Consider the following 22,603-nt stretch of genomic DNA (forward strand, 5'->3'; position numbering starts at 1 on the left):
ACCCCGACATGGCTGATGGTCACCCTGATCCTGTCGGGGTGCATGGGGACGGGTGGCGGTCCGGGCGTCGGCATGTTCGCCGGCCGGCCTTCGGACCCGGCCGTCGCCCCCGATGGCAAGGGCGAGGTCGCGCGCGCGGCAGCCGATCGCGGCGAACGTGACGAAGGGCGTTCTGCCGTGATCGACGATCTGGTCGCCCGCCGCTCGGTTCTGCCGCCCGGCAGCGCCTATGCGAGGGTGGCCGAGGCGGTGCTGGGCGCAAGCCAGGGCGCCGCCGCCGCCGAACTGCGCGTCGCGCGGCTGAAGGCCGAGGCCAAGGCGAAGACCTGGCTTCCCGCCCTGGGCCCCGATGTCTCGCTCACCTCGCTGGGTTCGATCGCGGCCGGTTTGCTGGTGCAGCAGGTGCTGCTCGACAACGGTCGCCGCAAGGCGGAGCGTGCCTTTGCGGCCGCGGATGTCGAGGTGGCGGCGGTTGCGCTTGCCGCAGACATGAACGCCCGCGTCCATGACGGGATTGCCCGGCACATCGAGGCCGAGCGCGCAGGCGCGCTGATCGCGGTGTCCGACCGCTCCGTCTCCCGCATGGCGAACTATGCCCGCATCATCGACGGGCGGGTCGAGGGCGGTCTGTCCGACAGGTCCGAACAGCGGGTCGTCGCGCAGAAACTGGCCGAGATGCGCGCCACCGCCGCCCGCGACCGTGAGGCGCAGGCGACGGCGCGTGCCGAACTGGCCACGCTGACCGGCAGGGCGTCGCCCGACGTGGCGGGGCTGTCCGATATCGCGGGCGTGCCACCCGGAACCGTGCCGCTGACGGTGCTGCGTGCCGATGGCGAGGGCCGGCGGACTGTCGCGCAGGCCCGCATCGACCGTGCCGCGCATCTGCCCGGGATCGGGGCCGGGGCCACGATCACCCCCGACGGGTTGAAGGGCAGCGTCAATCTCGGTGCGGACAAGCTGTTCTCGCGCGGAACGCCCGCCAGCCTCGAGGCGCTTCAGGCGACCGAGACCCTGGCAGCGCAGAACCTGGCCGAGGCGAAGGAGGCCGCCGACCGCGAGATCGTGGCCCTGGACCGTCAGATTTCCGAGCTTGCCGCCAGGCGGACCGAAGCCGCGAAGGTGCTGTCCGAGACCGAGGCCGCGCAGAAGCTCTACGCCGACCAGTACGAGGTCGGTCGCCGTCCGCTGATGGATCTCGTGACGATGACCGAGACGCTGGCGCGGCTGGAACGCGAACAGGCCGGGCTCGTCTACGAGATGGCGCTGCTCCGCCTGCGGCAGGCGCAGATGCGGGGCGTTCTGGTGGATGGGGGGCGGATGTGACGCAGCGCGTGGTTGCCTTCGATCCGCAGGCGGGCCGCGCAGCGCAGCAGGCCGCGCCGGTGGCGCTGACCATCGGCCCCGTGGTGGCCGACGCGCCGCCCCTGCGCCCCGGTGGCCCTGCCCTGCAGGCGATCCCGGCACCCGAACCGTCGCCCGCCGCGCCGCGCAATCGCGCCGAGGCGCGGGCCGATCTGGCGTCGATCTATGCCGGGGTGATGGGTGTGGCCATTCCCGCCGTCGACATCCTGGAAAAGCTTCCCGCCTCGGCGCGCGACACCGCCCCCGGCCTTGAATCCCTGGCCGCCGCGCTGGGTTCTGCCGGTCTCGCCGCCCGGGTCACCACCGCCCGGACGCCGCGTCCCGATCTCTGGCCGGCGCTGGCCGAGATGACATCGGGTCAGCTTGTGCTGGTCCTGTCGCAGGCGGGTACCGTGCTGACCGTCTATGACCCCACATGCCCCGACGCCCGGGCCGAGGTGCCGCAGGCCGAGTTCGCCCGCGTTTTCGCGGGCCGGATACTGAAGGCACGGGTCACCCTTGCCGATCTGGCCGCACGCCATGCCCTGCCCGGTGCGGCGCCCCACTGGTTCTGGGGCGAGTTCCTGCGCCACCGCCGCCCGATGGTCGAGGTCGCGACCGGCTCGCTGGTGGCGAACCTTCTGGCGGTCGCGGTCGCGCTGTTCTCGTTGCAGGTGTACGACCGGGTCATCCCGCACCAGTCCGAACCGACGCTGTGGGTGCTGGCGCTGGGCGCCATGCTGGCCGTCGGTCTTGAAGGGCTGCTGAAATCCGCGCGTTCGTCGCTGATGGACGCCACGGGCAAGCGGATCGAGATGTCGGTGCAGACCGCGCTGATGACAAGGCTGCTGGGCATGCGGGCCGCCCCGGGCGACCGCAAGCCGTCCGAACTGTTCGCGGCCATGCGCGAATTCTCGTCGGTGCGCGAATTCTTCACGGCCTCGACCATCGGCACCGTCGCCGACCTGCCGTTCCTGATCATCTTCCTGCTGCTGGTCGCCTCGATCGGCGGTCCGGTGGTCTGGATCCTGATCCTCGGCGGCGTTCTCATGGTGGCGCCCGGCTTCCTTTTCCAGAAGCGCATGGTCGCGCTGACGGCGGCCACGCAGGGGGCCGCGACCCGCGCAGCCCGACTGCTGTATGAATCGATCCACGAGGCGGAAACGCTGGCCACCCAGCGGGGCGAGGATCGGGTCAAGCGGCTGTGGTCGGAAATGACCGCGCTGACCGCGGCCAAATCCTCCGATCAGCGCCGGCTGACGGCGGCGCTGACCACCTGGGCGCAGGCGGTGCAGCAGGTCACCTATGTCGCTGCCGTCGTCGCCGGGGCCTATCTGGTGTTCGCGGGCGATTTCACGGTGGGCACGATCATCGCCATCGGCATCCTGACCGGCCGCACCCTCGGCCCGCTGTCGCAGCTTGCCTCCACCCTGGCGCGCTGGTCGAATGTCAAGGCGGCGCTCGACGCGCTCGACGCCATCGCCAACGCGCCCCAGATCGAGGACCCGACGCGCAGCTATCTGCGCCGCGACCGGCTGACCGGGGCATTCGAACTGCGCGGCCTGACCTTCCGCTACGATCCCAAGGGCGCGCCGGTGGTGGACATTCCCGCGCTTGGCATCCCGCCGGGTCAGCACGTCGCCGTTCTGGGTGCAAACGGTTCGGGCAAGTCCAGCCTGCTGCGGCTGCTGGCCGGCCTTTACGAACCCGGCCAGGGCCGCGTGCTGCTGGACGGCGTCGACATGGGGCAGATCCATCCGCGCGACCTGCGCCGCGGCCTCGGGTATCTGGCGCAGGAGGTGCGGCTGCTCGCGGGGACCCTGCGCGACAACCTCAACCTGCACGGGCTGGAGCGTGATGAGGACCGGATGCTTCAGGCGCTCGACTTCGCCGGCCTCGGGCAGTTCGTGCGGGCGCATCCGCGCGGGCTTGACCTGCCGATCCATGAGGGTGGCGACGGGCTGTCGGTGGGTCAGCGGCAATCGATCGGCTGGGCGCGGCTCTGGCTGCAGAATCCTGCGGTGGTCATCCTCGACGAACCGACGGCGGCGCTTGACCAGACGCTTGAAAGCACACTGGTCAGCCGCCTGTCCTTCTGGCTGCAGGGCCGGACGGCGGTGATCGCCACGCATCGCATGCCGATCCTGACGCTGACGAATCGCGTGCTCGTCCTGCAGAACGGGCGCCTGGCCGTCGATGGCCCGCGCGAAGCCGTGCTGGCCCATCTGACCAAGGGGCCTGCCGCATGACGACCATCGATCCGGCCGAGTTCGAACATGGCCTGGCCCGGTCGGGCTGGACGATCCGCATCGTGGCCGGGGTGTTCGCGGTGTTCCTGCTCTGGGCGGCCTTGGCCTGGGTCGATGAAATCGTCCGTGCGCCGGGGCAGTTCGTTTCCTCGTCGCGGCCGCAGATCATCCAGAACCTCGAAGGCGGCATCCTTGCCGAACTGCATGTGGCCGAAGGTGACGTGGTCGAGCATGGTCAGGTCCTTGCACGCCTGCACGGCACGCAGTACCGCTCGGGCGTCGATGACCTGCGCGACCAGATCGCCGCCCTGGAACTGCGCCGCAACCGCCTTGAGGCCGAGATGGCCGGCGCCGACGAATTCGATCCGCCTTCGGAACTTGCCGCGCGCCTGCCCGACATCGCCCGGTCCGAGGCCGCGCTGCTTTCGGCCCGCCAGGCCGACTTCATCGCGCGCCGTGACGGCGCCCGCCAGGTCATGGCGCAGTCGCAGAAGGAAATGGAGCTGATGGAGGCGATGCTGAAGCGCGAGCTGGTGCCGCTGATCGAGGTGACCCGCGCCCGCCGCGCCTTCCGCGACGCCGAGAACCGCTATTCCGACACGGTCACCCAGACCGAACTGGAACGCGCCGCCGAATACTCCGAGACGCTCAAGGAGATCGGCACGCTGCGCCAGACCCTGACCGCGGCCGAGGACCAGCTGGGCCGGACCGAACTGATCGCCCCGATGCGCGGCGTCGTCAACAAGCTGTCGGTGACCACGATCGGCGGTGTTGTCCGCCCCGGCGAAGAGATCCTGCAGATCGTGCCCCTGGATGAGGAACTGTTCCTGGAAGCCCGTGTGCGTCCGGAAAACATCGCCTCGGTGCGCGAGGGGCAGCAGGCCACGGTCAAGGTCTCGGCCTATGACTATACGATACACGGCACGCTTCAGGCCACCGTCACCGTGGTGTCCGCCGACACGTTCCGCGACGAGCGCGCCCGCGATCCCGACGCCGCCGCGCACTACAAGGTGACGCTGCGCATTGACCCCGACAGCGCGCGGGGTCGCGCCGCCGCCATGGCGATCCGCCCCGGGATGCAGGCCGAGGTGGAGTTGCAGACCGGCGGCAAGACCGTGCTGACCTACCTGCTCAAGCCGCTCTACAAGTCGCAGGAGGCGCTGCGCGAGCGCTGATCCCGGTTGCCTGCGCCCGCCCGATCCCCTAAACCCCGCCTGCCTTCATCCTGGCCCAAAACCCCTGCGGAGGCCGCGGCGGCACCAGCCCCCGGCCCCTGTCGCCCCTGACCGGAGCCTGCGGCATGTCGTTCAATACCTATGGCCACGTCTTCCGCGTCACCACCTGGGGCGAAAGCCATGGGCCGGCACTGGGCTGCACGGTCGATGGCACCCCCCCCGGCGTGCCCCTGTCCGAGGGCGACATCCAGCCCTGGCTCGACCGGCGCCGCCCCGGCCAGAACCGCTATACCACCCAGCGGCAGGAACCCGACCTGGTGCGCATCCTCTCGGGCGTGTTCGAGGGCGTCACCACCGGCACGCCGATCCAGTTGATGATCGAGAACACCGACCAGCGGTCAAAGGACTATGGCGCCATCGCGCAGCAGTTCCGGCCCGGCCACGCCGACATCACCTACCACCAGAAATACGGGGTGCGCGACCATCGTGGCGGCGGGCGCTCAAGCGCCCGCGAAACCGCGGCACGGGTGGCGGCGGGCGGTGTTGCGCGCGCGGTTCTGGCACGGATGCTGCCCGGCCTGCGCATCACCGGCTACATGGTGCAGATGGGCGCGCGCGCGATCGACCGCGCGCGTTTCGATCCGGCCGCGGTGGATGACAATCCGTTCTGGTGTCCCGATGCGGCGACGGCCGCGCTCTGGGCCGAGGATCTGGACGCGCTGCGGAAATCGGGCAATTCCGTCGGCGCGGTGATCGAGGTTGTCGCCTCGGGCGTCCCCGCGGGCCTCGGCGCCCCGCTCTATGGCAAGCTCGATGCCGATCTGGCCGCCGCGATGATGTCGATCAACGCGGTCAAGGGGGTCGAGATCGGCGAAGGCATGGCCGCCGCTGCGCTGACCGGCACCGAGAATGCCGACGAGATGCGCATGGGCCCGGATGGGCCCGTGTTCCTGTCGAACCATGCAGGCGGCATCCTGGGCGGAATCTCGACCGGTCAGGATCTGGTTGTCCGCTTTGCCGTCAAGCCGACCTCGTCGATCCTGACGCCCCGCCGCAGCATCGACCGCGCCGGTCAGCAGGTCGACCTCGTGACCAAGGGACGCCACGACCCCTGCGTCGGTATCCGTGCCGTCCCGGTGGGCGAGGCGATGATGGCGGCGGTCATACTTGACCACCTGCTGCTGGACCGCGCGCAGACCGGCGGCACCCGGGGGCAGATCGGCTAGCCGCGCACCGACGCGTCGGGCTGCCGGATCGGCAGGGGCATCGGCAGGCGGACCGGGGCCGTCATCAGGTTCAGATCGCGCAGGGTCATTGCATCCTCCGTATCGCGGCGGCCGGTTTCCTTGCCGCCTGCCACTTATACGCGCGAACCTGGCGGCGGCGCTTGAAACATGTGTCACATTTGCGGGATTGCAGCCCATCGTCGTGCCGCTGCCCGTGCCCGTGCCCGTGCCGGTCACCCGGGCTGCCGGCTCAGCTGCACCGCCAGGATTCCGCCGGCCACGATGGCCACCCCCACGCCGTCCCACAGGCTCAACGCCTCGCCCAGAACGGCGGCCCCGATCAGCACGCCGAAGAACGGGTTCAGGAAATGGAACGCCGCCGCGCGCACGGCGCCGATGCGGCCCACCAGCACGAACCACACCCAGGTCGCCACCAGGCCAGGCACCAGCGTCGTGTAGGCAAAGGCCCAGACCATGCGCGCGGTCCAGTTCACGGTGATTCCGCCCGGCCATTCCAGCACGGCGGCGGCCATCGCCAGCGCAGCCGCGCCGACCAGCATCTGAAGGCCGACCACCATCAGCACGTTGCCGCCGCCCGCCGATGCGCCCCGCACCGACAGCGTGGCAAAGGCCAGCGCCATCACGCCCAGCCCGCACATCACCAGGCCTGGGACGTCCACGCCCGCGCTCAGCCGTGTGCCCATGATCAGCGCGACACCGGCAAATCCGGCCGCAAGCCCGGCGATGCCGAGCGGCCGCACCCTTTCGCCATGCAGTGCCCAACCTGCCACGGCGACGATCAGCGGCATGGTGGATGCGGCGATCGAGGCCAGCCCGGCCTCAATCCGCTGCATCGCGACAAAGTAGAACCCGAGGTAGAGGGCGTTCTGGCAGATGCCGAAGATCACCGTGGCACGCCACTGCGGCCGGGTCAGCCGCGCCGACTGGCCCATCGCCGCGGCAAAGGCGATGCCGATCAGGCCCGAGATGAGGAACCGCAACGCCAGTGCCGTCACCGGCGGGGCGTCCGTCACGATCATCCGCGCCGAGGTGAAGGCGGATGACCACATCAGCGCGAAGGCCGTGCCCATCAGGATCGCGCGCAGGTCCATGGCCTCTCCGCTCCGGCGCGCTTGCCGCGCCGGACCTGCGGCTATCGGCGCGGGCCGCCGGGGTCAAGGGCGGCCCGCCGGGCGGGCATGCTGCGGCCGACGCACGGGGCGTCGGCGGGCCGGTCAGGCGCGCGCCTTCAGGGTATCGCGGATCTCGGCCAGCAGCTCTTCTGCGGTCGGGCCCTTGGGCGCTGCGGGCGCAACCTCTTCCTTCTTCAGCATCGCATCCTTCATCCGGTTCAGCCCCTTGACCAGCAGGAACACGACCCAGGCGATGATCAGGAACTTGATGATCGCGTTGATGAAGTTGCCGATCATGAACTGCGCGTCGCCAAAGCCGAAGCTGACGCCGGAAAAATCGACCCCGCCCACGAACAGGCCGATCAGCGGGTTCACCAGATCGTCCACCAGCGAGGTGACGATGGCGGTGAAGGCCGCCCCCATGATGATCCCGACCGCCATGTCCATGACATTGCCACGCGCGATGAAGGCCTTGAACTCGTTCAGCATATTCCGATTCCCTGTTCCATTGCCCGGGCGTTCCCGGGGTGTCGTTCCGGCGCGCACATGCGCCGTGCGGATTTCTATCACCTCGGCCGTGGTTTTCACGGGGAAAACGCGCGTATGGTGCGACGACCTCAGAGACAGGGAACCCAGATGCAGACGCTTGCCGACTTTCCGATCACCCGCCGCTGGGCGCCGCGCGATCCCTCCGCGATCCAGCTCTATTCGCTGCCCACGCCCAATGGCGTGAAGGTCTCGATCATGCTGGAAGAGGTGGGCTTGCCCTATGACGCCCATCTGGTGAACTTCGCCACCGACGACCAGATGACGCCCGAGTTCCTGTCACTGAACCCCAACAACAAGATTCCCGCCATCATCGACCCGGCAGGCCCGGGCGGCCGCCCCCTGCCGCTGTTCGAATCCGGCGCGATCCTGATCTATCTGGCCGAGAAATCCGGCCAGCTGCTGCCGCAGGCGAACCGCTACGAGGTTCTGCAATGGCTGATGTTCCAGATGGGGGGCATCGGGCCGATGTTCGGGCAGGTGGGCTTCTTCCACCACTTCGCCGGAAAAGAGATCGAGGATCCGCGCCCCAAGGAACGCTACCGGGCCGAGGCCGCGCGCCTGCTCAAGGTGCTCGACGGCGCCCTGCAGGGGCGCGACTGGGTGGCGGGCGACTATTCCATCGCCGACATCGCCATCGCCCCCTGGCTGCGCACGCTGCGCGATTTCTACAAGGCGGGCGACATCACCGGCTGGTCCGACCTGCACAACGTGCCCGGCTATCTTGACCGCTTCCTCGCCCGCCCCGCCGTGGAACGCGGGCTGGTGCAGCCGCCGCGCACCTGAGCGCGCCGTGCCGGCAGGGGGTCATTCCCCCTGTCCGGTCATCCCCCGCAGCCGCGCGGCAACACCCTGCATCGCGCTGTCAAGCCTGATGCGCAGGCCGTTCACGCCTTCCACATAGGTTTGCATCGCCGGGGCCGCACCCGGCAGGTGCCGCGCGATGCGCGGGGCCATCACGTACAGCGCCAGCAGAATCGCCGCGATGACCAGCATCGCGACAAAGCCGCTGCGGAACCCGTTGCGCGCCACCTCCGCCTCGGCAACCGGCGCGACCGCCGCCTCGTCGCCCCGTGTCTCGCTCCCGGCGCGCAATGTCGAGTTGATCTCTTCAATGTCGGGCAGCAGGTCGCGCCGGTTGCCGGGCCGCTGGGTGATCGGGCGGTCTGCCTCTGCCTCCGACGGCTCGGTGCCTGGCGTCGGCGGGGCGGGCCGCTCGGTCGGGGCGGCGCCGGTCAGGCCAAGGTCGGGCTGCGTCTCGACACCGCGCGCGGCCTCGGCCTTGCGCGCCGCCACCTCGCGCTCGGCTTCCTCGCGCAGCACGGACAGCAGCGCCTCGTCTATGCTGCGGCGCGGCGGCAGCGCGGCAGCCGGAGCGGCGGCGGCTGCCACCGTCACCATCGGTTCCTCGGCCGGATGCGCGGGCGAGGCGGCGATGCCGACGGGCTCCGGGTCGGGAACCGCCGCCAGCGCCTCGTGCTCGCTTTCCTCATCGTCGTCCGGCGCAAGGTCGGGGGGCAACTGGAACCAGGCATGCCCGCAGTTCGAGCATTGCACGTCGCGTCCCGCGTCAGGGATCGCATGATCGTCCACCTCGTACTGCGCGTCGCAGTTCGGGCACACCAGCCGCATCAGGTCCGTCCCCGCCCGTGATACTCCCCGTTGTACATGTTGTAACCGCCTCCTGTGCGTTATCCAAGTGCTAGTGGCCCGGCCTCGTCAACTTCGCGGACAGCAGACGATTGAAACCGCGGCGCCCTTGGGCAATTCTGCAACCGTCCGGCCGGGCCCCATGCCGCGCCCGGCGCTGTTCCTGCGAGGACCCGTGATCGCCTTCGACAACGTCGCCTACAGCTACGGCGGAGGAGAGCTTCTGTCCGACGTCAGCCTCCGGCTGGCACCGGGATCTTTCCATTTCCTGACAGGCCCTTCCGGCGCGGGCAAGACGACGCTGCTCAAGCTCTGCTACGCCGAGCTTCTGCCGACGGCGGGCCGCATCACCATCTTCGACCGCGAGGTGCGCGGGCTTGTGCGTGACGACATCGCGCGCCTGCGCCGCCGCGTCGGCGTGGTGCATCAGGATTGCCAGTTCCTCGACCATCTGCCGGTGGCGGCCAATGTCACGCTGCCGCTGACCGTCGCGGGGCGCGACGCCGATCCGGGCGACCTGTCGTCGCTGCTGGGCTGGGTGGGGCTGTCGGGCGTGGCGGCATCGCTGCCGCCGCAACTCTCCGGTGGGGAACGCCAGCGGGCCGCCCTTGCAAGGGCGGTGATCATGGGCCCCGACGTGATCCTGGCCGACGAACCCACCGGCAACCTCGACTGGGAGATGTCGCTGCGCCTGCTCACGCTGCTTGTGGAACTGAACCGCATGGGCAAGACGGTGCTGGTGGCCACCCATGACATGAACCTCATCCGCCAGGCAAAGGCGCAGACGCAGGCCCGCGTGCTGCGCATCGCGCAGCGCCGGGTGCAGCTTGCCGGGGCCGATCTGTGACGGTGCCCGTCGCGCGCGCTGGCTGGTTCGCCCGCATGCTCGCCGCGCTGCGCGAGGCCGATCGCGTCGTGCCCCCGACCGGCGCCACGGCCTGGATCACCACCTTCACAGCCGGCGCCATGGCCTTTCTCGCGGTCTTTGCGCTGGCCCTGTCGCTGGCCGCCGGGCGGCTGGCCGACCGCTGGGGCGAGGCGCTGGCCAGAACCGCGACGGTGCGCATCGCGGCCCCGCCCGACCAGATGGCGCAGCAGGTGGCCGCCGTGCTGGACGTGCTGTCCACCACGCCCGGCGTCGCCACGGCCCGGGCCATCCCCGAGGACGAGGCGCGCGCCCTGCTCGAACCCTGGTTCGGCCCCGACCTGCCGATCGACCGCCTGCCTGTCCCCCGGCTCGTCGAACTGACCGAGGGCGATCCGGGATATGACGGACAGGGCCTGCGCCTGCGCCTGTCGGCCGAGGCGCCCGGTGCCGTGCTGGATGATCATACCCGCTGGCGCAGGCCGCTCGCCCAGGCGGCCGGGCGCCTGCGGATGCTCGGGGCGCTGTCGCTGGGCCTGATCGGCGCGGCCTTCGCCGCGATGATCACGCTTGCCGCCACGGCGGCGCTTGCCGCCAACGCCCAGGTGATCGGCGTGCTGCGCCTGATCGGCGCCCGCGACGCATGGATCGCCCGGGCCTTCGTGCGCCGCTTCACGCTGCGCGCCCTAGGGGGCGCCGCCGCTGGTGCCGTCATCGGCACCGCCGCCGTGGCATTCCTGCCCGCCGCCGACGCCGCCGGGGGCTTTCTGACCGGGCTGGGATTCCAGGGCACCGCCTGGTTCTGGCCCGCCGCGCTGCCGCCGGTCGCGGGCCTTGTCGCGCTTGTCGCGACCAGGTTTGCCGCCTTTCACAAGCTTCGGGAATTGCGCTGATGTCCCCTGTCCTGCAATGGCTGCGGTCGGTCGTGTTCATCGTCCAGATGTATCTGGCGATGGTGGTTCTGGCGATCGTGTTCACACCCTTCGCCATCTTCCGCCGCGATGCCGCCTTCTCGGCCATCCACACCTATTGCCGCTGGGTCCGGTTCTCGGCCCGCCTGCTGGTCGGCCTTCGGTCCGAAGTGCGCGGAACCCCGCCAGAGGGCGAGGTGCTGGTTGCCGCAAAACACCAGAGCTTCTTCGACATCATCATCCTCGTCTCGGTCCTGCCGCGGCCCAAGTTCATCATGAAGAAGGAGCTGAAGTGGGCGCCCATCCTCGGCTGGTATGCGCTGCGCATCGGCTGTGTGCCGGTCGACCGGGGCAAGCGCGGGCAGGCCATCACCGCGATGAAGGCGCGCGTGGCCGCAGGCACCGCCTTTCCGGGGCAACTGGTGATCTATCCGCAGGGCACCCGTGTGGCCCCCGGCGCGACGCTGCCCTACAAGGTGGGCACCGGCCTGCTCTACGAACAGCTTGGCCAGCCCTGCATCCCGGTTGCGACCAACGTCGGCGTGTTCTGGCCGCGCCGCAGCCTGCTGCGTCGCCCCGGCCTTGCCGTGGTCGAGTTCCTGCCCCCGATCCCGCCCGGGCGCCCGGTTCCCGCCTTCATGACCCAGCTCGAAACCACCATCGAAACCGCCTCGGACCGCCTGATGGCCGAAGCGGGTTTCGTCCGTCGCTGACCTCCACAGCAGAAAGCCCGCGCCATGCCCTTCGCCGACCCTGCCCATATCGACGACATGAACCTGTATCTGGGCGACCGGATCGCAGAGGTGAACGGCTGGTGCGGCCCGCATTTGTGGCAGGCGCTCTGGCCCGTCGCCCGCGCCATCGGTCAGGGCCCGGTGGCCGAGATCGGCGTGTTCGAGGGCAAGTTCCTGATCGGCCTGGTCAAGACCTTCGACCCCGACGCGGTGTTTTCGCATGCCGCGATCGACGTCTACGACATGCAGCAGTTCAACCTCGATGGCGCGGGCGTCGGCAAGGCCGCCGTACTTGACACCAACCTCAAGGCGCATGGCCTGGGCGCCCACCGGGTCGAGAAGGTCCGCGCCGACAGCCTGGCGCTGCGTGCTGCCGACGCCGCGGCCCTGGTCGCACGGCACGGCCAGTTCAAGTTCTTCAGCGTGGACGGCTGCCACGAGGTCACCCACACGATGAACGACATCGAATTCGCCATGCAGGTCACCGCCCCCGAGGGCCTGATCTCGGTCGACGACTACCTCAACCCAAGCTGGCCCGGCGTCAGCGAGGCGGTGGCCAAGATGTACCTGCTGCGCAACTTCGCCTTCGTGCCGCTGTTCTACACCATGAACAAGCTGTTCCTCTGCTCGATCTCCTACCACGACACCTATCTGAAACTGCTGCAGAAATCCGTCGTGGCCGAGTTCCCGGGCACGCCGGTCAAGCCGGTCACGCGCTTCGGCTTCCGCACGCTGACAATCCTGCCCCGGATCCAGTCCTGGCTGCCCCTGCGCGCGGCCTGAACAGGGAGGGCCGAATGCCGGACTGGATCGACGACATCGCGGCGCTTGAGGCGCTCTACGGAACCCCGGGGCAGGCGTCCACCGTCAAGGTGACCTCCTGCCTGACCCCCGCCTACCGCGCCTGGATCGGGCGGTCGCGGTTCTGCGTCCTGTCCACCGTCGGCCCCGAGGGCACCGACGGCAGCCCCCGGGGCGATGACGGCCCGGTGGTGGCGGTGCTGGACGACCGGACGCTGGCGCTGCCCGACTGGCGGGGAAACGACCGCATCGACAGCCTGCGCAACATCGTCCGCGACGGCCGGGTCAGCCTGATGTTCCTGGTCCCGGGGTCGAACACCGCGATGCGGGTCAACGGCACCGCCCGGCTCACCGTTGACGACACGATGCGCGCCCGGTTTGCCCGCGATGGCCACCTGCCGCGCTGCGTGATCGTGATCGCCGTGGCCGAGGTCTATTCGCAATGTGCCCGCGCGCTGCTGCGCGCTGCCCTGTGGTCCGGGGATCAGGCGCAGGGCCTGCCGACCGTGGGCGACATGCTGCGCGAGATCACGCAGGGCGGCATCGACGGTGCGGCCTATGACGCCGCATGGCCCGCCCGCGCTGCCCGGACCCTCTGGTAGCCGCCCGCCGCACCGACCTGGCCCGGGCGCGACATTGCGGCTTGACATGCAGGTAAATGACTGCATATTGGAGCCAAGGACGCAGGCGCCGAATGCGCGCGCCGACCGCAGACAGGGAAGGGGACCGGCATGCCGGACATTCTGCACAGGGTAGGGATCAGGTCGGCGGTGCCGGCCGTCTTCGGCGCACTCGCCACGCGCGATGGCGTCGCCGGCTGGTGGACCGAGGAAACCTCCGGCGACGACAGTGCCGGCGGCCGGCTGCGCGTCCGTTTCACCGATCGCGGCATCGAGATCGGCGCGATGGAGATGGCCGTGCTTGAACACCGCCCCGACACGCTGGTGCTGTGGGAGGTGGTCGCAGGCCCCGAGGAATGGATCGGCACCCGCATCCGCTTCGACCTCAAGCAGGAAGGCGATCATTGCGTGGTGCTGTTCCGCCACGAAGGCTGGGCCGAACCCGGCGAGTTCATGCACCATTGCAGCACCAAATGGGGCGTGTTCATGATGAGCCTCAAGGCACTGGTGGAAACCGGAACCGGCCTGCCAAGCCCGCGCGACATCAAGATCGACAACTGGAACTGACACCGGCCGGGGTGGGGGCGGAACCCGGAATGGATGCCGACAAGGTCTTCAAGGCGCTGGCCGATCCGACACGGCGGCGGCTGCTGGACCAGCTGTGCGAAGCCAACGGCCAAAGCCTCGGGCAGCTCTGCGACGGGCTCTCGATGACCCGGCAGTCGGCGACGCAGCATCTCGACATCCTCGAAGCCGCCAACCTGATCAGCACGGTCCGTCGCGGCCGGGAAAAGCTGCACTTCATCAACCCCGTGCCGCTGCACGACATCTACGAACGCTGGGTCCGCAAGTTCGAGACCGAACGCCTGCGGCTCCTGCATGACCTGAAACGCGAGCTTGAAGGAGAATGACCATGACCGGCCAGACCGCCACCTTCCAGTATGTGACCTATGTCCGCGCCACCCCCGACAAGGTGTTCGCGGCGATCACCCGACCCGAGATGGCGCGGGAATACTGGGGGCACGAAAACATCTCCGACTGGACGCCGGGCGCCCGCTGGCAGCATGTCCGCGCCGATGCGGGCCGCAGCGTGGAACTGGTGGGCGAGGTCGTCGAACACGCCCCGCCGCACCGGCTGGTGATCACCTGGGCCAATGCCTCGCAAGCCGCCGACCCGGCCGCATACAGCCGCGTGACCTTCGATCTTGTCCCCTATGACGGAATGGTCCGGCTGACGGTCACCCACGACGGGCTGATCCCGGGCAGCGGCATGCTGAACGGCATCTCAAAGGGCTGGCCCATCGTGCTGTCCAGCCTGAAATCCTACCTGGAAACCGGACAGGCCATCGACGTCTTCGCCAGGCCCGCCGCGACCGGCGCCGCCGCCTGACGGCAGGCCCGGCGGCGCAGGGGCCTGCCGCATGTCGGCGGGCCCGTCAGCTCAGCGGGCAGTCCGCGATGTCGAGGTCCAGCACCAGCGTCTCTCCCGGCGCATAGTCCCGGCCCGCGACATTGATGAACAACTCGCCCTTCTCGGTGAAGATGTCGGCCTCGGTCATCGGCAGGGTCGTCGCGTCACGGTCCACGGCCACATGGTTGAACAGCGCGCACTCGGTCTCGAACCGCAGGACATAGCCGTTGAACCGGGCGACATAGAAATTGCCCGAAGCCCCCTCGGGATAGGCAAAGCGGATGCGCGTCGGGTCGATCTGCACCTCTACCGGCACGATGTCGAAGCCGGGCGTCCGGAACTCAGGGCCTAGGCCGAACTCGATCCCGTCATCCACCACCACCGTGCGTCCCCGGCTGTTCAGGATCGGCGCCTCGCGGTCGTCATAGGTCAGCACGTAGAGCGTCACGATACGCCCCTCCAGCGTCCCGCCCGCCGCCACGGGCCCGCCCGTCGCCAGTGCCAGGCAGGCCGCCGCCGCCCCTGCCGTCCATGCCTGCCGAACCATCCCGCCCGTCCGCATCCCGCACCCTCCGTCCGATCCGCCGATGCCGCATCCTGCCACGGCGCGCGCGTCCGGTGGATGACGAATGCCGTCACATCCGGGCGCAAAGGTAAAGGATGTGTGAACGCGGCTGAATAAGTCATTGAAAACGCTTGTGCCGTTCAGCGTCCCATCGTGGGACGCTCCGATCCGGTCAGGCGAATTTCAGCGCCAGGATTCCGGCCAGGATCAATCCGATCCCCGCCACCCGCATGGCATTCACGGCCTCGCCGAACAGGAACACCGCCGCCACCGCCGTCCCGACCGCACCGATTCCCACCCAGACCGCATAGGCCGTGCCCACCGGCAGCGACTTCATCGCGACCGACAGCAGCCAGAATGACGCCAGCGCCCCCAGGATGGTCAGCACCGTCGGCACCGGGCGGCTGAACCCGTCCGAATACTTCAGCCCCAATGCCCAGCCCGTTTCCATGAGCCCGGCCAGAACCACGATCAGCCAGGGGTTCAAGCGGCCAGCCCCTTCGACCCCATCTCGACGAACTTCGCCCGCCGGTCCCGGATCAGCGTTTCGGGTTTCTTGCCGGTCAGGTCCTTCAGCATTATCTCGATCGCCTTGCCCACCGCATCGACCGCCTCGCGCGGCGCGCGCTGCGCCCCGCCCAGCGGCTCCTTCACGATCCGGTCCACCACGCCCAGCTTCTGCAGGTCCTGCGCCGTCAGCCGCAGCGCCTCGGCCGCCTCGCGCATCTTCTCGGCGTCCTTCCACAGGATCGAGGCGCAGCCCTCGGGGCTGATCACCGAATAGATCGAATGCTCCAGCATCGCGACCCGGTTGGCGGTGGCAAAGGCCACGGCCCCGCCCGACCCGCCCTCGCCGATCACCACCGAAATCAGCGGCACGCCGATCTCCAGGCATTTCTGCGTGCTGCGCGCAATGGCCTCGGCCTGCCCGCGTTCCTCGGCACCCTTGCCGGGATAGGCGCCGGGTGTATCGACCAGCGTGATCACCGGCAGCCCGAAGCGGTGCGCCATGTCCATCAGGCGGATCGCCTTGCGATAGCCCTCGGGCCGCGCCATGCCGAAGTTCCGCTCGATGCGGCTTTTCGTGTCGTTGCCCTTCTCGTGGCCGATCACCACCACCGGCAGGTCGTTGAACCGCGCAAGCCCCCCCATCACCGCATGATCGTCGGCAAAGTTCCGGTCGCCCGCCAGCGGCGTCCATTCGGCGAACAGCGCCTCGATGTAGTCCCTGCAATGCGGCCGGTCGGGGTGGCGCGCGACCTGGCATTTCTGCCAGGGCGTCAGGTTCTTGTAGAGATCGCGCAGCGCGGTCTCGGCCTTGCGGTCCAGCGCCTCGGCCTCCTTCGTGACATCCATGTCCTTGTTGCCGCGCGCCAGCGCGCGCAGTTCCTCGGCCTTGCCCTCGATCTCGGCCAGCGGTTTCTCGAAGTCGAGGTAGTTCATGTCAGGGCCTCCGCACGCATCAGGGCTATATGCGGCGGGCGTGACACGATTGCAACTCGGCAAGATTTGTCGTCCGGCCCCATGGTAGTCGCCGGATTGCAATCCGGGGGACCGATGAACACGCACCAGATCCGCATCGACCGTGTCTATCGCCACATCGCGCTGAACCTCGATGGCGACCTGTCGCTCGATCGTCTGGCCGATGTCGCGGCGCTGTCGCGGTTCCACTTTCACCGGATGTTCTCGGCCATGACCGGCGAGACGGTGGCCGAGGCCGTGCGCCGCGCACGGCTGAACCGGGCCGCGGTTCTGGTGGTGGGCGGCCGCGCGCCACTGGCGCGGATCGCCGCCGAGGTCGGGTATCCCAACATCCACAGTTTTGCCCGCGCCGTCCGCGCGGCCTTCGGGGTCACGCCCGCCGCCCTTCGCAGGCGCGGGGTTGTGCCGCCGGCGCTGATCCCCACCCGAAAAGGAGACCTGCCCATGCATCCTGTCCGCATCGAGACCGTGCCGCCCCTGCGGCTTGCCGCGCTGCCCCATCGCGGCCCCTATCCATCCATCGGGGCGACCTTCGCCGCGCTCTGGGACCGGATGGTGGCGGCGGGCCTTGTCGCCCGCATCGCCGGGCCCGGCGTGGCGATCTACTACGACGATCCGTCCGCGACGCCGGCGGCGGAGCTGCGCGCCCATGCGGCGGTGGCCATCGGCGGTGCCGAGGCACTGCCCGAGGGCTTCGACGACGTGACGCTGCCGGGCGGGCGCTGCGCCATCCTGACGTTGCGCGGGCCATATACGGGATTTCCCGCGGCATGGGCGTGGCTCTACGGTCAATGGCTGCCCGACAGCGGCGAGGTGCCGGCCGACCGGGCCCCATGGGAGGCCTATCTGAACAGTCCGTCGGACACGGCGCCCGCCGACCTGCTGTCCGAGATTCGTGTGCCGCTGGCCTGATCCGGAAAACAGCACAGCCCCGGAGGGCCGGGCCCCCGGGGCGTGCATCCTCCCCTTTTGCGCCGAACGGGCCTCCTCTCCCGGGGTCGGCGCAGGGATGTTTTCATACTGCCCGAGTCGCGGGCACTTGTCATCAAGTTGTGATATTCGTCAGGGCGATTTAGAAACTCTCGCGTCCGATCAGATCTGCCTGCCGCACGATGACCTCGGCCTGCCGCATGCTGGCGATGTCGATCAGCCGGCCCCTGTAGGTTGCGGCGCCCTGTCCGGCGGCCTTGGCGGCTTCCATCGCGGCAAGGATCTCGCGCGCTTCGGCCACGGTGGCCTCCGACGGTGTGAACACCTCATTGGCAAGCGCCACCTGCCTCGGGTGGATCGCCCATTTGCCCACCATGCCAAGGGTGGCCGACCGCCGCGCCTGCGCACGGAACCCCTCGTCATCGCCAAAGTCGCCGAAGGGGCCATCCACCGGCAGCACGCCATGCGTGCGGCAGGCCGCCACGATGGCCGCCTGTGCCCAGTGCCAGGGGTCCGACCAGTACTTCGCCCCTTCGCGGTGCATGTAGTAGTTTTCCTGCGTCCCGCCGATGCCGGTCGTCTGCATGCCCATGCTCGCCGCGAAATCGGCGGCGCCCAGGCTCATCGCCTGAAGGCGGGGGCTCGATGCCGCGATCTCCTCGACATGGGCGATTCCGGCCGCCGTCTCGATGATCACCTCCAGGCTGATCCGTTTCTGCCGCATCCTTGCGGCCTCGATCGCCGTGACAAGCGCATCCACCGCATAGACATCGGCAGCGCAGCCCACCTTGGGAATCATGATCTGGTCGATCCGGTCACCCGCCTCTTCCAGCACCTCGACCACGTCGCGATACCAGAACGGCGTGTCCAGCCCGTTGATGCGCACCGACAGGTGCTTGCGGCCCCAGTCCACCTCGTTGATCGCGCGGATGATGTTCCGGCGCGCCTCGGGCTTGTCGGCGGGGCCGACCGAATCCTCGAGATCGAGGTTGATCACATCCGCCGCGCTGAGCGCCATCTTCGGGAACAGCGCGGGCCGCGACCCTGGACCGAACAGCTGACAGCGGTTCGGGCGTTCAGGGGCAGGGGGTTGCAGACGAAAGGACATCGTGTGGACCTTGAGCTAAGGAAATTGCCGCTAGGCGCGCGCCTTCGGTATAATATTGCGCGCTGCGGCGCAACATGCCTTCGCAGGCGCAGCATCGGGAGCCGTCGGCGTGAATCCGCCTGCGACGCCGCAGCCCATTGATCATTGTCCATCGCAGGCGCCCATTGCCCGGATTCATGCAGCAAGGCGATCATGACGCATCCGACCCGCACCACCCCCGTCAATCAGGCGATCCGTGTCAACATCCTGCGGTCGGCCTTCGTGCTTTCCCTGCCGCTGATCCTCTTTACGCGCTCGGCCTGGAACGAAGGGGTGTTCGAACTGCTGGAGGTCGCGGGACTTGCGCTTGTGATCACGGCGGTTCTGGGGCGGTTCTGGGCGATCCTCTACATCGGCGGGCACAAGAACCATCTTGTCATGCAGGACGGTCCCTATTCGGTGTGCCGGCACCCGCTGTACCTGTTCTCGACGCTGGGTGTCGTGGGTCTGGGGTTGATGCTGGGCAGCCTGCTGCTGACGGCGATCCTGGGCCTTCTTGTCCTCGCCATCCTTTCGGCGACCGCCCGCAAGGAAGAGTCGTTCCTGCGGGGCACCTTCGGCCCGGCCTATGATGACTATGCCGCGCGGGTGCCGATGATACTGCCCGATGTCGCGCTGTTCCGTTCACCGGCCAGCCTGACGGTCTCGGTTCCGCACCTGCGCCAGAACCTGATGGATGCGCTGGTGTTCCTGTCGTTCATCCCGATGGCGGAACTGCTTGAATACCTCAAGGAACTCCATGCCCTGCCGACCCTGCCGATCTGGTAGCGCCGCATGATCAGCGCGCGCCTGGAGCGTTTCCCGATTGCCGGAACCTTCACCATCGCGCGGGGCTCGAAGACCCAGGCGCAGGTTGTCACGGTCTCGGTCCTGCGGGATGGCGTGGCCGGGCGGGGTGAATGCGTGCCCTATGCGCGCTACGGCGAGACGGCCGAGGGCGTGCTGGCCCAGATCGCCACGCTGCCGGCGGGCATCGGGCGCGAGGCCCTGCAAGATGCCCTGCCGCCGGGTGCCGCGCGCAACGCCGTCGACTGCGCGCTGTGGGACTGGCAGGCAAAGGCCGCGGGCCTGCGCGTGTGGCACCTCGCGGGCCTGCCCGCACCGGGGCCGCGCGTCACCGCCTACACGCTGTCGCTCGACACGCCGGATGCGATGCGGGCCGCGGCGGCGCGGCATGCGCACCGGCCGATCCTGAAGATCAAGCTGGGCACGCCGGACGACATGCCCCGGCTCGAGGCGGTCCGTGCGGGTGCGCCGGCGGCGGCGATCATCGTGGACGCGAACGAGGGCTGGGATGCCCGGACCTACGCCGAGCTTGCGCCGCACCTGCTGCGCCTGGGCGTGCGCCTGGTGGAACAGCCGCTGCCTGCGGGCGATGACGAGGCGCTGCGCGGGATGGTCCGGCCGGTGCCGGTCTGCGCCGACGAATCCTGTCATGACCGCGACAGCCTGGCTGCCCTGACCGGCAAGTACGACGTGGTGAACATCAAGCTGGACAAGACCGGCGGTCTGACCGAGGCGCTGGCGCAGCGGGCGGCGGCGGCGTCGGCCGGGTTTGGCGTGATGGTCGGCTGCATGGTCGGATCGTCGCTTGCCATGGCCCCGGCCACCCTGCTGGCCCAGTCTGCCGCCTTCGTCGATCTTGACGGGCCGCTTCTGCTGGGGGAAGACCGCGACCATCCCCTGCGCTACGACGGCGCCGGGGTTCACCCGCCAAGCGCCGAACTCTGGGGATAGGAATGAGCCGCATCGTCTATGTGAACGGGGACTATCTGCCCGAGGCCGAGGCCCGGGTTTCGGTGTTTGACCGCGGGTTCCTGATGGCCGATGCCGTCTATGAGGTGACGAGCGTGCTGGACGGCAGGCTGATCGACTTTGCCGGGCATGCGGCGCGGCTGGCGCGCAGCCTGGCCGAACTGGAGATGGCGTCGCCCTGTTCCGACGAGGAGTTGCTGGCGATCCACCGGGAACTGGTGGCGCGCAACGGGATCGTCGAGGGGATGGTGTACCTGCAGGTCACGCGGGGCAATCCTGGCGACCGCGATTTTGCCTACCCGTCCGAGCCGGTTCCCCCGACGCTGGTGCTGTTCACCCAGTCGAAGCCCGGGCTGGCCGACAACCCTGCGGCGCGGAAGGGGATGAAGGTGATCTCGATCCCCGACATCCGCTGGGGGCGGCGGGACATCAAGACGACCCAGCTTCTGTATCCCTCGATGGGCAAGATGCTGGCCAAGAAGGCGGGAGCCGACGACGCCTGGATGGTGGAGGATGGCTTTGTCACCGAGGGAACCTCGAACAACACCTATATCGTGATCGGGAACCGGATCGTGACGCGGAACCTTGGCCACGAGATCCTGCACGGGATCACCCGCGCGGCCGTGCTGCGGCTGGCGCGGGAGGCGCAGATGGTGGTCGAGGAACGCCCCTTCACGCTGGAGGAGGCGAAGGCGGCGGACGAGGCCTTCTTTACCTCGGCCTCGGCCTTCGTGATGCCGGTGGTGGGCATCGACGATGCGGCGGTGGGGGCGGGGGTGCCGGGGCCGGTGGCCACCCGGCTGCGCGACATCTATCTGGACGAGATGCGCCGCCACGCCGTGTGACGGGGGGCGTCCCACGATGGGACGCTTTTCGTTGTCAATGAAATCAAATGCTTGACCCTGGCGCGTCAACGCTTTGTTAACACTCGCTTCGCTGTCGCGAGGCGTCAGGGCAAGAGCGGCACCAGCCGCAGGTCCACCGTGGCGTCAGGCGCGATGCCGGTCAGCTGGGCCACCACGCGGCCGTTCAGCAGCACCTCGATTCCGTCTGTGGCGGCCCGCTGGGTCAGCACATGGCCGCCGGGTGGCGTGGTGTCGGACGGGTCGGGCGTGATGGCCAGCGCCTCGGTCGCGGGGTCAAGATCGGTGATCAGCGCAAGGCCGGGGCCATAGTCGAACAGCCGGAAGGTATCGGTTCCCGCCCCGCCCGACAGCGTGTCGTTCAGGCTGCCCGACAGGGCGTCGTTGCCGTCGCCGCCCTGCAAAAGGGCCGCGCCGTCGTTTTCGGGTTGGCCCGTGGGTTCATTGCCGAGGACGAAATGGCCCGACAAGGTGTCATCCCCTGCGCCGCCGAACAGCGTGTCGAACCCGCGACCGGCCGACAACCCGCGCCCGGCGAAAAGCTGATCATTGCCGTCGCCGCCAGAGATCAGGTCGTCCCCGTCAAAGCCGTTCAGCAGGTCGTCTCCCAAGCCGCCGGACAGCGCGTCATCGCCGGTGCCGCCCAGAAGGGTATCCTCGCCATCCCCTCCGTTCAGGTCGTCGTTGCCGTCCTCGCCCAGCAAGAGGTCATTGCCGTCATTGCCAAAGACGGAATCGCCGCCGATGCCGCCCTCGGCCCGGTCGTCGCCGTTTCCGCCGATCAGCAGGTCGCGGCCCTGATCGCCGCGCAGGATGTCGGCACCGTTTCCGCCCTGAAGCGTGTCGTTGCCTTCCTCGCCCAGCAGTTCGTCGAACCCGTCGCCGCCGATGAGGCTGTCATTGCCCCGGCCGCCGATCAGGGTGTCGTTGCCGCCAAGCCCGGAGATGGTGTCGAATCCGGCAAGCCCGTCGATGGCTTCGGCAAGGTCCGTGCCGGTCAGGCTGTCGTTGCCCTCGGTCGGTGTTTCGGGGGGCGTGTCGTCATCGTTGGTTGCCGCGTCAACCGCGAATCCGCCCAGCAGCAGCAGCGGCAGGGCCAGCAAAACCAGAAGGTCCATCTCAGAGCCCTGACACCCGCGCCTGCCGCCGCGATGCCGCGACGCATGGCAACCCCGGCCCCGGCGAATCGGGCCGCAGGG

At 69.0% G+C, this 22,603-nt stretch carries 25 protein-coding genes; 17 read left to right on the top strand and 8 right to left on the bottom strand.

Going from position 1 to position 22,603, the window contains the following annotated elements; genetic code table 11:
* The first annotated feature begins 15 nt into the window (after positions 1 to 15).
* The 4 genes from KF887_03825 (at position 16) to aroC (ending at position 5,991) form a co-directional block, all read left to right on the top strand.
* Positions 16 to 1,323: a TolC family protein gene (locus KF887_03825; GenBank protein QYK42268.1), complete on the top strand. Its 1,308-nt coding sequence runs from the start codon at positions 16 to 18 to the stop codon at positions 1,321 to 1,323.
* 215 nt (positions 1,324 to 1,538) lie between these two features.
* Positions 1,539 to 3,590 carry an ATP-binding cassette domain-containing protein gene (locus tag KF887_03830; GenBank protein ID QYK43422.1) on the top strand — a complete coding sequence of 684 codons (2,052 nt, stop codon included), beginning with the start codon at positions 1,539 to 1,541 and terminating at the stop codon, positions 3,588 to 3,590.
* Positions 3,587 to 4,765, top strand: a complete 1,179-nt coding sequence (locus KF887_03835) for an HlyD family efflux transporter periplasmic adaptor subunit (protein QYK42269.1) — start codon at positions 3,587 to 3,589, stop codon at positions 4,763 to 4,765. The genes KF887_03830 and KF887_03835 overlap by 4 nt, the downstream gene beginning before the upstream one ends.
* 125 nt (positions 4,766 to 4,890) lie before the next feature.
* Positions 4,891 to 5,991: a chorismate synthase gene (gene aroC / locus KF887_03840; protein ID QYK42270.1), complete on the top strand. Its 1,101-nt coding sequence runs from the start codon at positions 4,891 to 4,893 to the stop codon at positions 5,989 to 5,991.
* 233 nt (positions 5,992 to 6,224) lie between these two features.
* Here the strand turns inward: aroC and KF887_03845 are convergent, their stop codons facing one another.
* Together KF887_03845 and mscL are read right to left on the bottom strand one after the other, a co-directional pair.
* Positions 6,225 to 7,103 carry a DMT family transporter gene (locus KF887_03845; GenBank protein ID QYK42271.1) on the bottom strand — a complete coding sequence of 293 codons (879 nt, stop codon included), beginning with the start codon at positions 7,101 to 7,103 and terminating at the stop codon, positions 6,225 to 6,227.
* 123 nt (positions 7,104 to 7,226) lie between these two features.
* A complete protein-coding gene (gene mscL / locus KF887_03850; protein QYK42272.1) occupies positions 7,227 to 7,613 on the bottom strand; it encodes a large conductance mechanosensitive channel protein MscL in 387 nt (128 codons plus the stop codon).
* 147 nt (positions 7,614 to 7,760) lie between these two features.
* Between mscL and KF887_03855 the strand changes: the two genes are divergently transcribed.
* Positions 7,761 to 8,456 carry a glutathione S-transferase N-terminal domain-containing protein gene (locus KF887_03855; protein QYK42273.1) on the top strand — a complete coding sequence of 232 codons (696 nt, stop codon included), beginning with the start codon at positions 7,761 to 7,763 and terminating at the stop codon, positions 8,454 to 8,456.
* A 21-nt stretch (positions 8,457 to 8,477) separates the two neighbouring features.
* On the opposite strand, the gene KF887_03860 is transcribed toward KF887_03855, so the two are convergent.
* Positions 8,478 to 9,305: a zinc-ribbon domain-containing protein gene (locus KF887_03860; GenBank protein ID QYK43423.1), complete on the bottom strand. Its 828-nt coding sequence runs from the start codon at positions 9,303 to 9,305 to the stop codon at positions 8,478 to 8,480.
* 190 nt (positions 9,306 to 9,495) lie between these two features.
* Between KF887_03860 and KF887_03865 the strand changes: the two genes are divergently transcribed.
* From KF887_03865 to KF887_03900, 8 genes are all read left to right on the top strand, one after another.
* On the top strand, positions 9,496 to 10,167 hold the full coding sequence (locus KF887_03865; GenBank protein ID QYK43424.1) for an ATP-binding cassette domain-containing protein: 672 nt from the start codon (positions 9,496 to 9,498) through the stop codon (positions 10,165 to 10,167).
* 35 nt (positions 10,168 to 10,202) lie between these two features.
* The gene (locus tag KF887_03870; GenBank protein QYK43425.1) at positions 10,203 to 11,078 is read left to right on the top strand and encodes a cell division protein FtsX; all 876 of its coding nucleotides are present in this window, start codon (positions 10,203 to 10,205) and stop codon (positions 11,076 to 11,078) included.
* Positions 11,078 to 11,809: a 1-acyl-sn-glycerol-3-phosphate acyltransferase gene (locus KF887_03875; protein QYK42274.1), complete on the top strand. Its 732-nt coding sequence runs from the start codon at positions 11,078 to 11,080 to the stop codon at positions 11,807 to 11,809. Before KF887_03870 ends, KF887_03875 begins: the two co-directional genes overlap by 1 nt.
* A 24-nt stretch (positions 11,810 to 11,833) precedes the next feature.
* The gene (locus KF887_03880; protein QYK42275.1) at positions 11,834 to 12,613 is read left to right on the top strand and encodes a class I SAM-dependent methyltransferase; all 780 of its coding nucleotides are present in this window, start codon (positions 11,834 to 11,836) and stop codon (positions 12,611 to 12,613) included.
* 14 nt (positions 12,614 to 12,627) lie between these two features.
* Entirely contained in the window at positions 12,628 to 13,233 is a 606-nt protein-coding gene (locus KF887_03885) for a pyridoxamine 5'-phosphate oxidase family protein (GenBank protein QYK42276.1), read from the top strand.
* 129 nt (positions 13,234 to 13,362) lie between these two features.
* Positions 13,363 to 13,818 carry an SRPBCC domain-containing protein gene (locus KF887_03890; protein QYK42277.1) on the top strand — a complete coding sequence of 152 codons (456 nt, stop codon included), beginning with the start codon at positions 13,363 to 13,365 and terminating at the stop codon, positions 13,816 to 13,818.
* Positions 13,819 to 13,847: 29 nt separating this feature from the next.
* Complete coding sequence (locus tag KF887_03895) at positions 13,848 to 14,162, top strand: helix-turn-helix transcriptional regulator (protein ID QYK42278.1); 315 nt, start codon at positions 13,848 to 13,850, stop codon at positions 14,160 to 14,162.
* A 2-nt stretch (positions 14,163 to 14,164) separates the two neighbouring features.
* On the top strand, positions 14,165 to 14,641 hold the full coding sequence (locus KF887_03900) for an SRPBCC family protein (GenBank protein ID QYK42279.1): 477 nt from the start codon (positions 14,165 to 14,167) through the stop codon (positions 14,639 to 14,641).
* 46 nt (positions 14,642 to 14,687) lie between these two features.
* Here the strand turns inward: KF887_03900 and KF887_03905 are convergent, their stop codons facing one another.
* The 3 genes from KF887_03905 to KF887_03915 form a co-directional block, all read right to left on the bottom strand.
* Entirely contained in the window at positions 14,688 to 15,209 is a 522-nt protein-coding gene (locus tag KF887_03905) for a hypothetical protein (protein ID QYK42280.1), read from the bottom strand.
* Positions 15,210 to 15,399: 190 nt separating this feature from the next.
* Positions 15,400 to 15,714, bottom strand: a complete 315-nt coding sequence (locus KF887_03910; protein QYK42281.1) for a multidrug efflux SMR transporter — start codon at positions 15,712 to 15,714, stop codon at positions 15,400 to 15,402.
* Positions 15,711 to 16,670, bottom strand: a complete 960-nt coding sequence (locus KF887_03915; protein ID QYK42282.1) for an acetyl-CoA carboxylase carboxyltransferase subunit alpha — start codon at positions 16,668 to 16,670, stop codon at positions 15,711 to 15,713. Before KF887_03915 ends, KF887_03910 begins: the two co-directional genes overlap by 4 nt.
* 114 nt (positions 16,671 to 16,784) lie before the next feature.
* Here KF887_03915 and KF887_03920 point away from each other — a divergent pair, with 114 nt between their 5' ends.
* Positions 16,785 to 17,621, top strand: coding sequence for an AraC family transcriptional regulator (locus tag KF887_03920; protein QYK42283.1), 837 nt, complete (start codon positions 16,785 to 16,787; stop codon positions 17,619 to 17,621).
* A gap of 160 nt (positions 17,622 to 17,781) precedes the next feature.
* Here the strand turns inward: KF887_03920 and KF887_03925 are convergent, their stop codons facing one another.
* Positions 17,782 to 18,747 carry an L-malyl-CoA/beta-methylmalyl-CoA lyase gene (locus KF887_03925; GenBank protein ID QYK42284.1) on the bottom strand — a complete coding sequence of 322 codons (966 nt, stop codon included), beginning with the start codon at positions 18,745 to 18,747 and terminating at the stop codon, positions 17,782 to 17,784.
* 192 nt (positions 18,748 to 18,939) lie between these two features.
* On the opposite strand from KF887_03925, the gene KF887_03930 reads away from it, so the two are divergent.
* Genes KF887_03930 through KF887_03940 form a run of 3 tightly spaced genes read left to right on the top strand, consistent with a single transcriptional unit; the run spans position 18,940 to position 21,386 of the window.
* Positions 18,940 to 19,554: an isoprenylcysteine carboxylmethyltransferase family protein gene (locus KF887_03930; GenBank protein QYK42285.1), complete on the top strand. Its 615-nt coding sequence runs from the start codon at positions 18,940 to 18,942 to the stop codon at positions 19,552 to 19,554.
* A gap of 6 nt (positions 19,555 to 19,560) precedes the next feature.
* Positions 19,561 to 20,523 (top strand): dipeptide epimerase, encoded by a 963-nt coding sequence (locus KF887_03935; GenBank protein ID QYK42286.1) that lies wholly within the window; start codon positions 19,561 to 19,563, stop codon positions 20,521 to 20,523.
* Between the two features lie 2 nt (positions 20,524 to 20,525).
* Positions 20,526 to 21,386, top strand: coding sequence for a D-amino-acid transaminase (locus KF887_03940; protein QYK42287.1), 861 nt, complete (start codon positions 20,526 to 20,528; stop codon positions 21,384 to 21,386).
* A gap of 104 nt (positions 21,387 to 21,490) precedes the next feature.
* On the opposite strand, the gene KF887_03945 is transcribed toward KF887_03940, so the two are convergent.
* Positions 21,491 to 22,522: a hypothetical protein gene (locus tag KF887_03945; GenBank protein QYK42288.1), complete on the bottom strand. Its 1,032-nt coding sequence runs from the start codon at positions 22,520 to 22,522 to the stop codon at positions 21,491 to 21,493.
* Positions 22,523 to 22,603 lie beyond the last annotated feature (81 nt).

This window comes from Paracoccaceae bacterium, from assembly GCA_019454225.1.
Taxonomy (GTDB): domain Bacteria; phylum Pseudomonadota; class Alphaproteobacteria; order Rhodobacterales; family Rhodobacteraceae.

What these genes read in the sequence shown, in the direction of transcription:
- KF887_03925 (QYK42284.1), bottom strand. Translation starts at nt 18,747, where the DNA reads ATGTCCTTTCGTCTGCAACCCCCTGCCCCTGAACGCCCGAACCGCTGT.
- KF887_03890 (QYK42277.1), top strand. Translation starts at nt 13,363, where the DNA reads ATGCCGGACATTCTGCACAGGGTAGGGATCAGGTCGGCGGTGCCGGCC.
- mscL (QYK42272.1), bottom strand. Translation starts at nt 7,613, where the DNA reads ATGCTGAACGAGTTCAAGGCCTTCATCGCGCGTGGCAATGTCATGGAC.
- KF887_03905 (QYK42280.1), bottom strand. Translation starts at nt 15,209, where the DNA reads ATGGTTCGGCAGGCATGGACGGCAGGGGCGGCGGCGGCCTGCCTGGCA.
- KF887_03900 (QYK42279.1), top strand. Translation starts at nt 14,165, where the DNA reads ATGACCGGCCAGACCGCCACCTTCCAGTATGTGACCTATGTCCGCGCC.
- KF887_03855 (QYK42273.1), top strand. Translation starts at nt 7,761, where the DNA reads ATGCAGACGCTTGCCGACTTTCCGATCACCCGCCGCTGGGCGCCGCGC.
- KF887_03885 (QYK42276.1), top strand. Translation starts at nt 12,628, where the DNA reads ATGCCGGACTGGATCGACGACATCGCGGCGCTTGAGGCGCTCTACGGA.
- KF887_03920 (QYK42283.1), top strand. Translation starts at nt 16,785, where the DNA reads ATGAACACGCACCAGATCCGCATCGACCGTGTCTATCGCCACATCGCG.
- KF887_03935 (QYK42286.1), top strand. Translation starts at nt 19,561, where the DNA reads ATGATCAGCGCGCGCCTGGAGCGTTTCCCGATTGCCGGAACCTTCACC.
- KF887_03945 (QYK42288.1), bottom strand. Translation starts at nt 22,522, where the DNA reads ATGGACCTTCTGGTTTTGCTGGCCCTGCCGCTGCTGCTGCTGGGCGGA.
- KF887_03940 (QYK42287.1), top strand. Translation starts at nt 20,526, where the DNA reads ATGAGCCGCATCGTCTATGTGAACGGGGACTATCTGCCCGAGGCCGAG.
- KF887_03845 (QYK42271.1), bottom strand. Translation starts at nt 7,103, where the DNA reads ATGGACCTGCGCGCGATCCTGATGGGCACGGCCTTCGCGCTGATGTGG.
- KF887_03915 (QYK42282.1), bottom strand. Translation starts at nt 16,670, where the DNA reads ATGAACTACCTCGACTTCGAGAAACCGCTGGCCGAGATCGAGGGCAAG.
- KF887_03830 (QYK43422.1), top strand. Translation starts at nt 1,539, where the DNA reads ATGGGTGTGGCCATTCCCGCCGTCGACATCCTGGAAAAGCTTCCCGCC.
- KF887_03930 (QYK42285.1), top strand. Translation starts at nt 18,940, where the DNA reads ATGACGCATCCGACCCGCACCACCCCCGTCAATCAGGCGATCCGTGTC.
- KF887_03825 (QYK42268.1), top strand. Translation starts at nt 16, where the DNA reads ATGGTCACCCTGATCCTGTCGGGGTGCATGGGGACGGGTGGCGGTCCG.
- KF887_03875 (QYK42274.1), top strand. Translation starts at nt 11,078, where the DNA reads ATGTCCCCTGTCCTGCAATGGCTGCGGTCGGTCGTGTTCATCGTCCAG.
- KF887_03870 (QYK43425.1), top strand. Translation starts at nt 10,203, where the DNA reads ATGCTCGCCGCGCTGCGCGAGGCCGATCGCGTCGTGCCCCCGACCGGC.
- KF887_03835 (QYK42269.1), top strand. Translation starts at nt 3,587, where the DNA reads ATGACGACCATCGATCCGGCCGAGTTCGAACATGGCCTGGCCCGGTCG.
- KF887_03880 (QYK42275.1), top strand. Translation starts at nt 11,834, where the DNA reads ATGCCCTTCGCCGACCCTGCCCATATCGACGACATGAACCTGTATCTG.
- aroC (QYK42270.1), top strand. Translation starts at nt 4,891, where the DNA reads ATGTCGTTCAATACCTATGGCCACGTCTTCCGCGTCACCACCTGGGGC.
- KF887_03895 (QYK42278.1), top strand. Translation starts at nt 13,848, where the DNA reads ATGGATGCCGACAAGGTCTTCAAGGCGCTGGCCGATCCGACACGGCGG.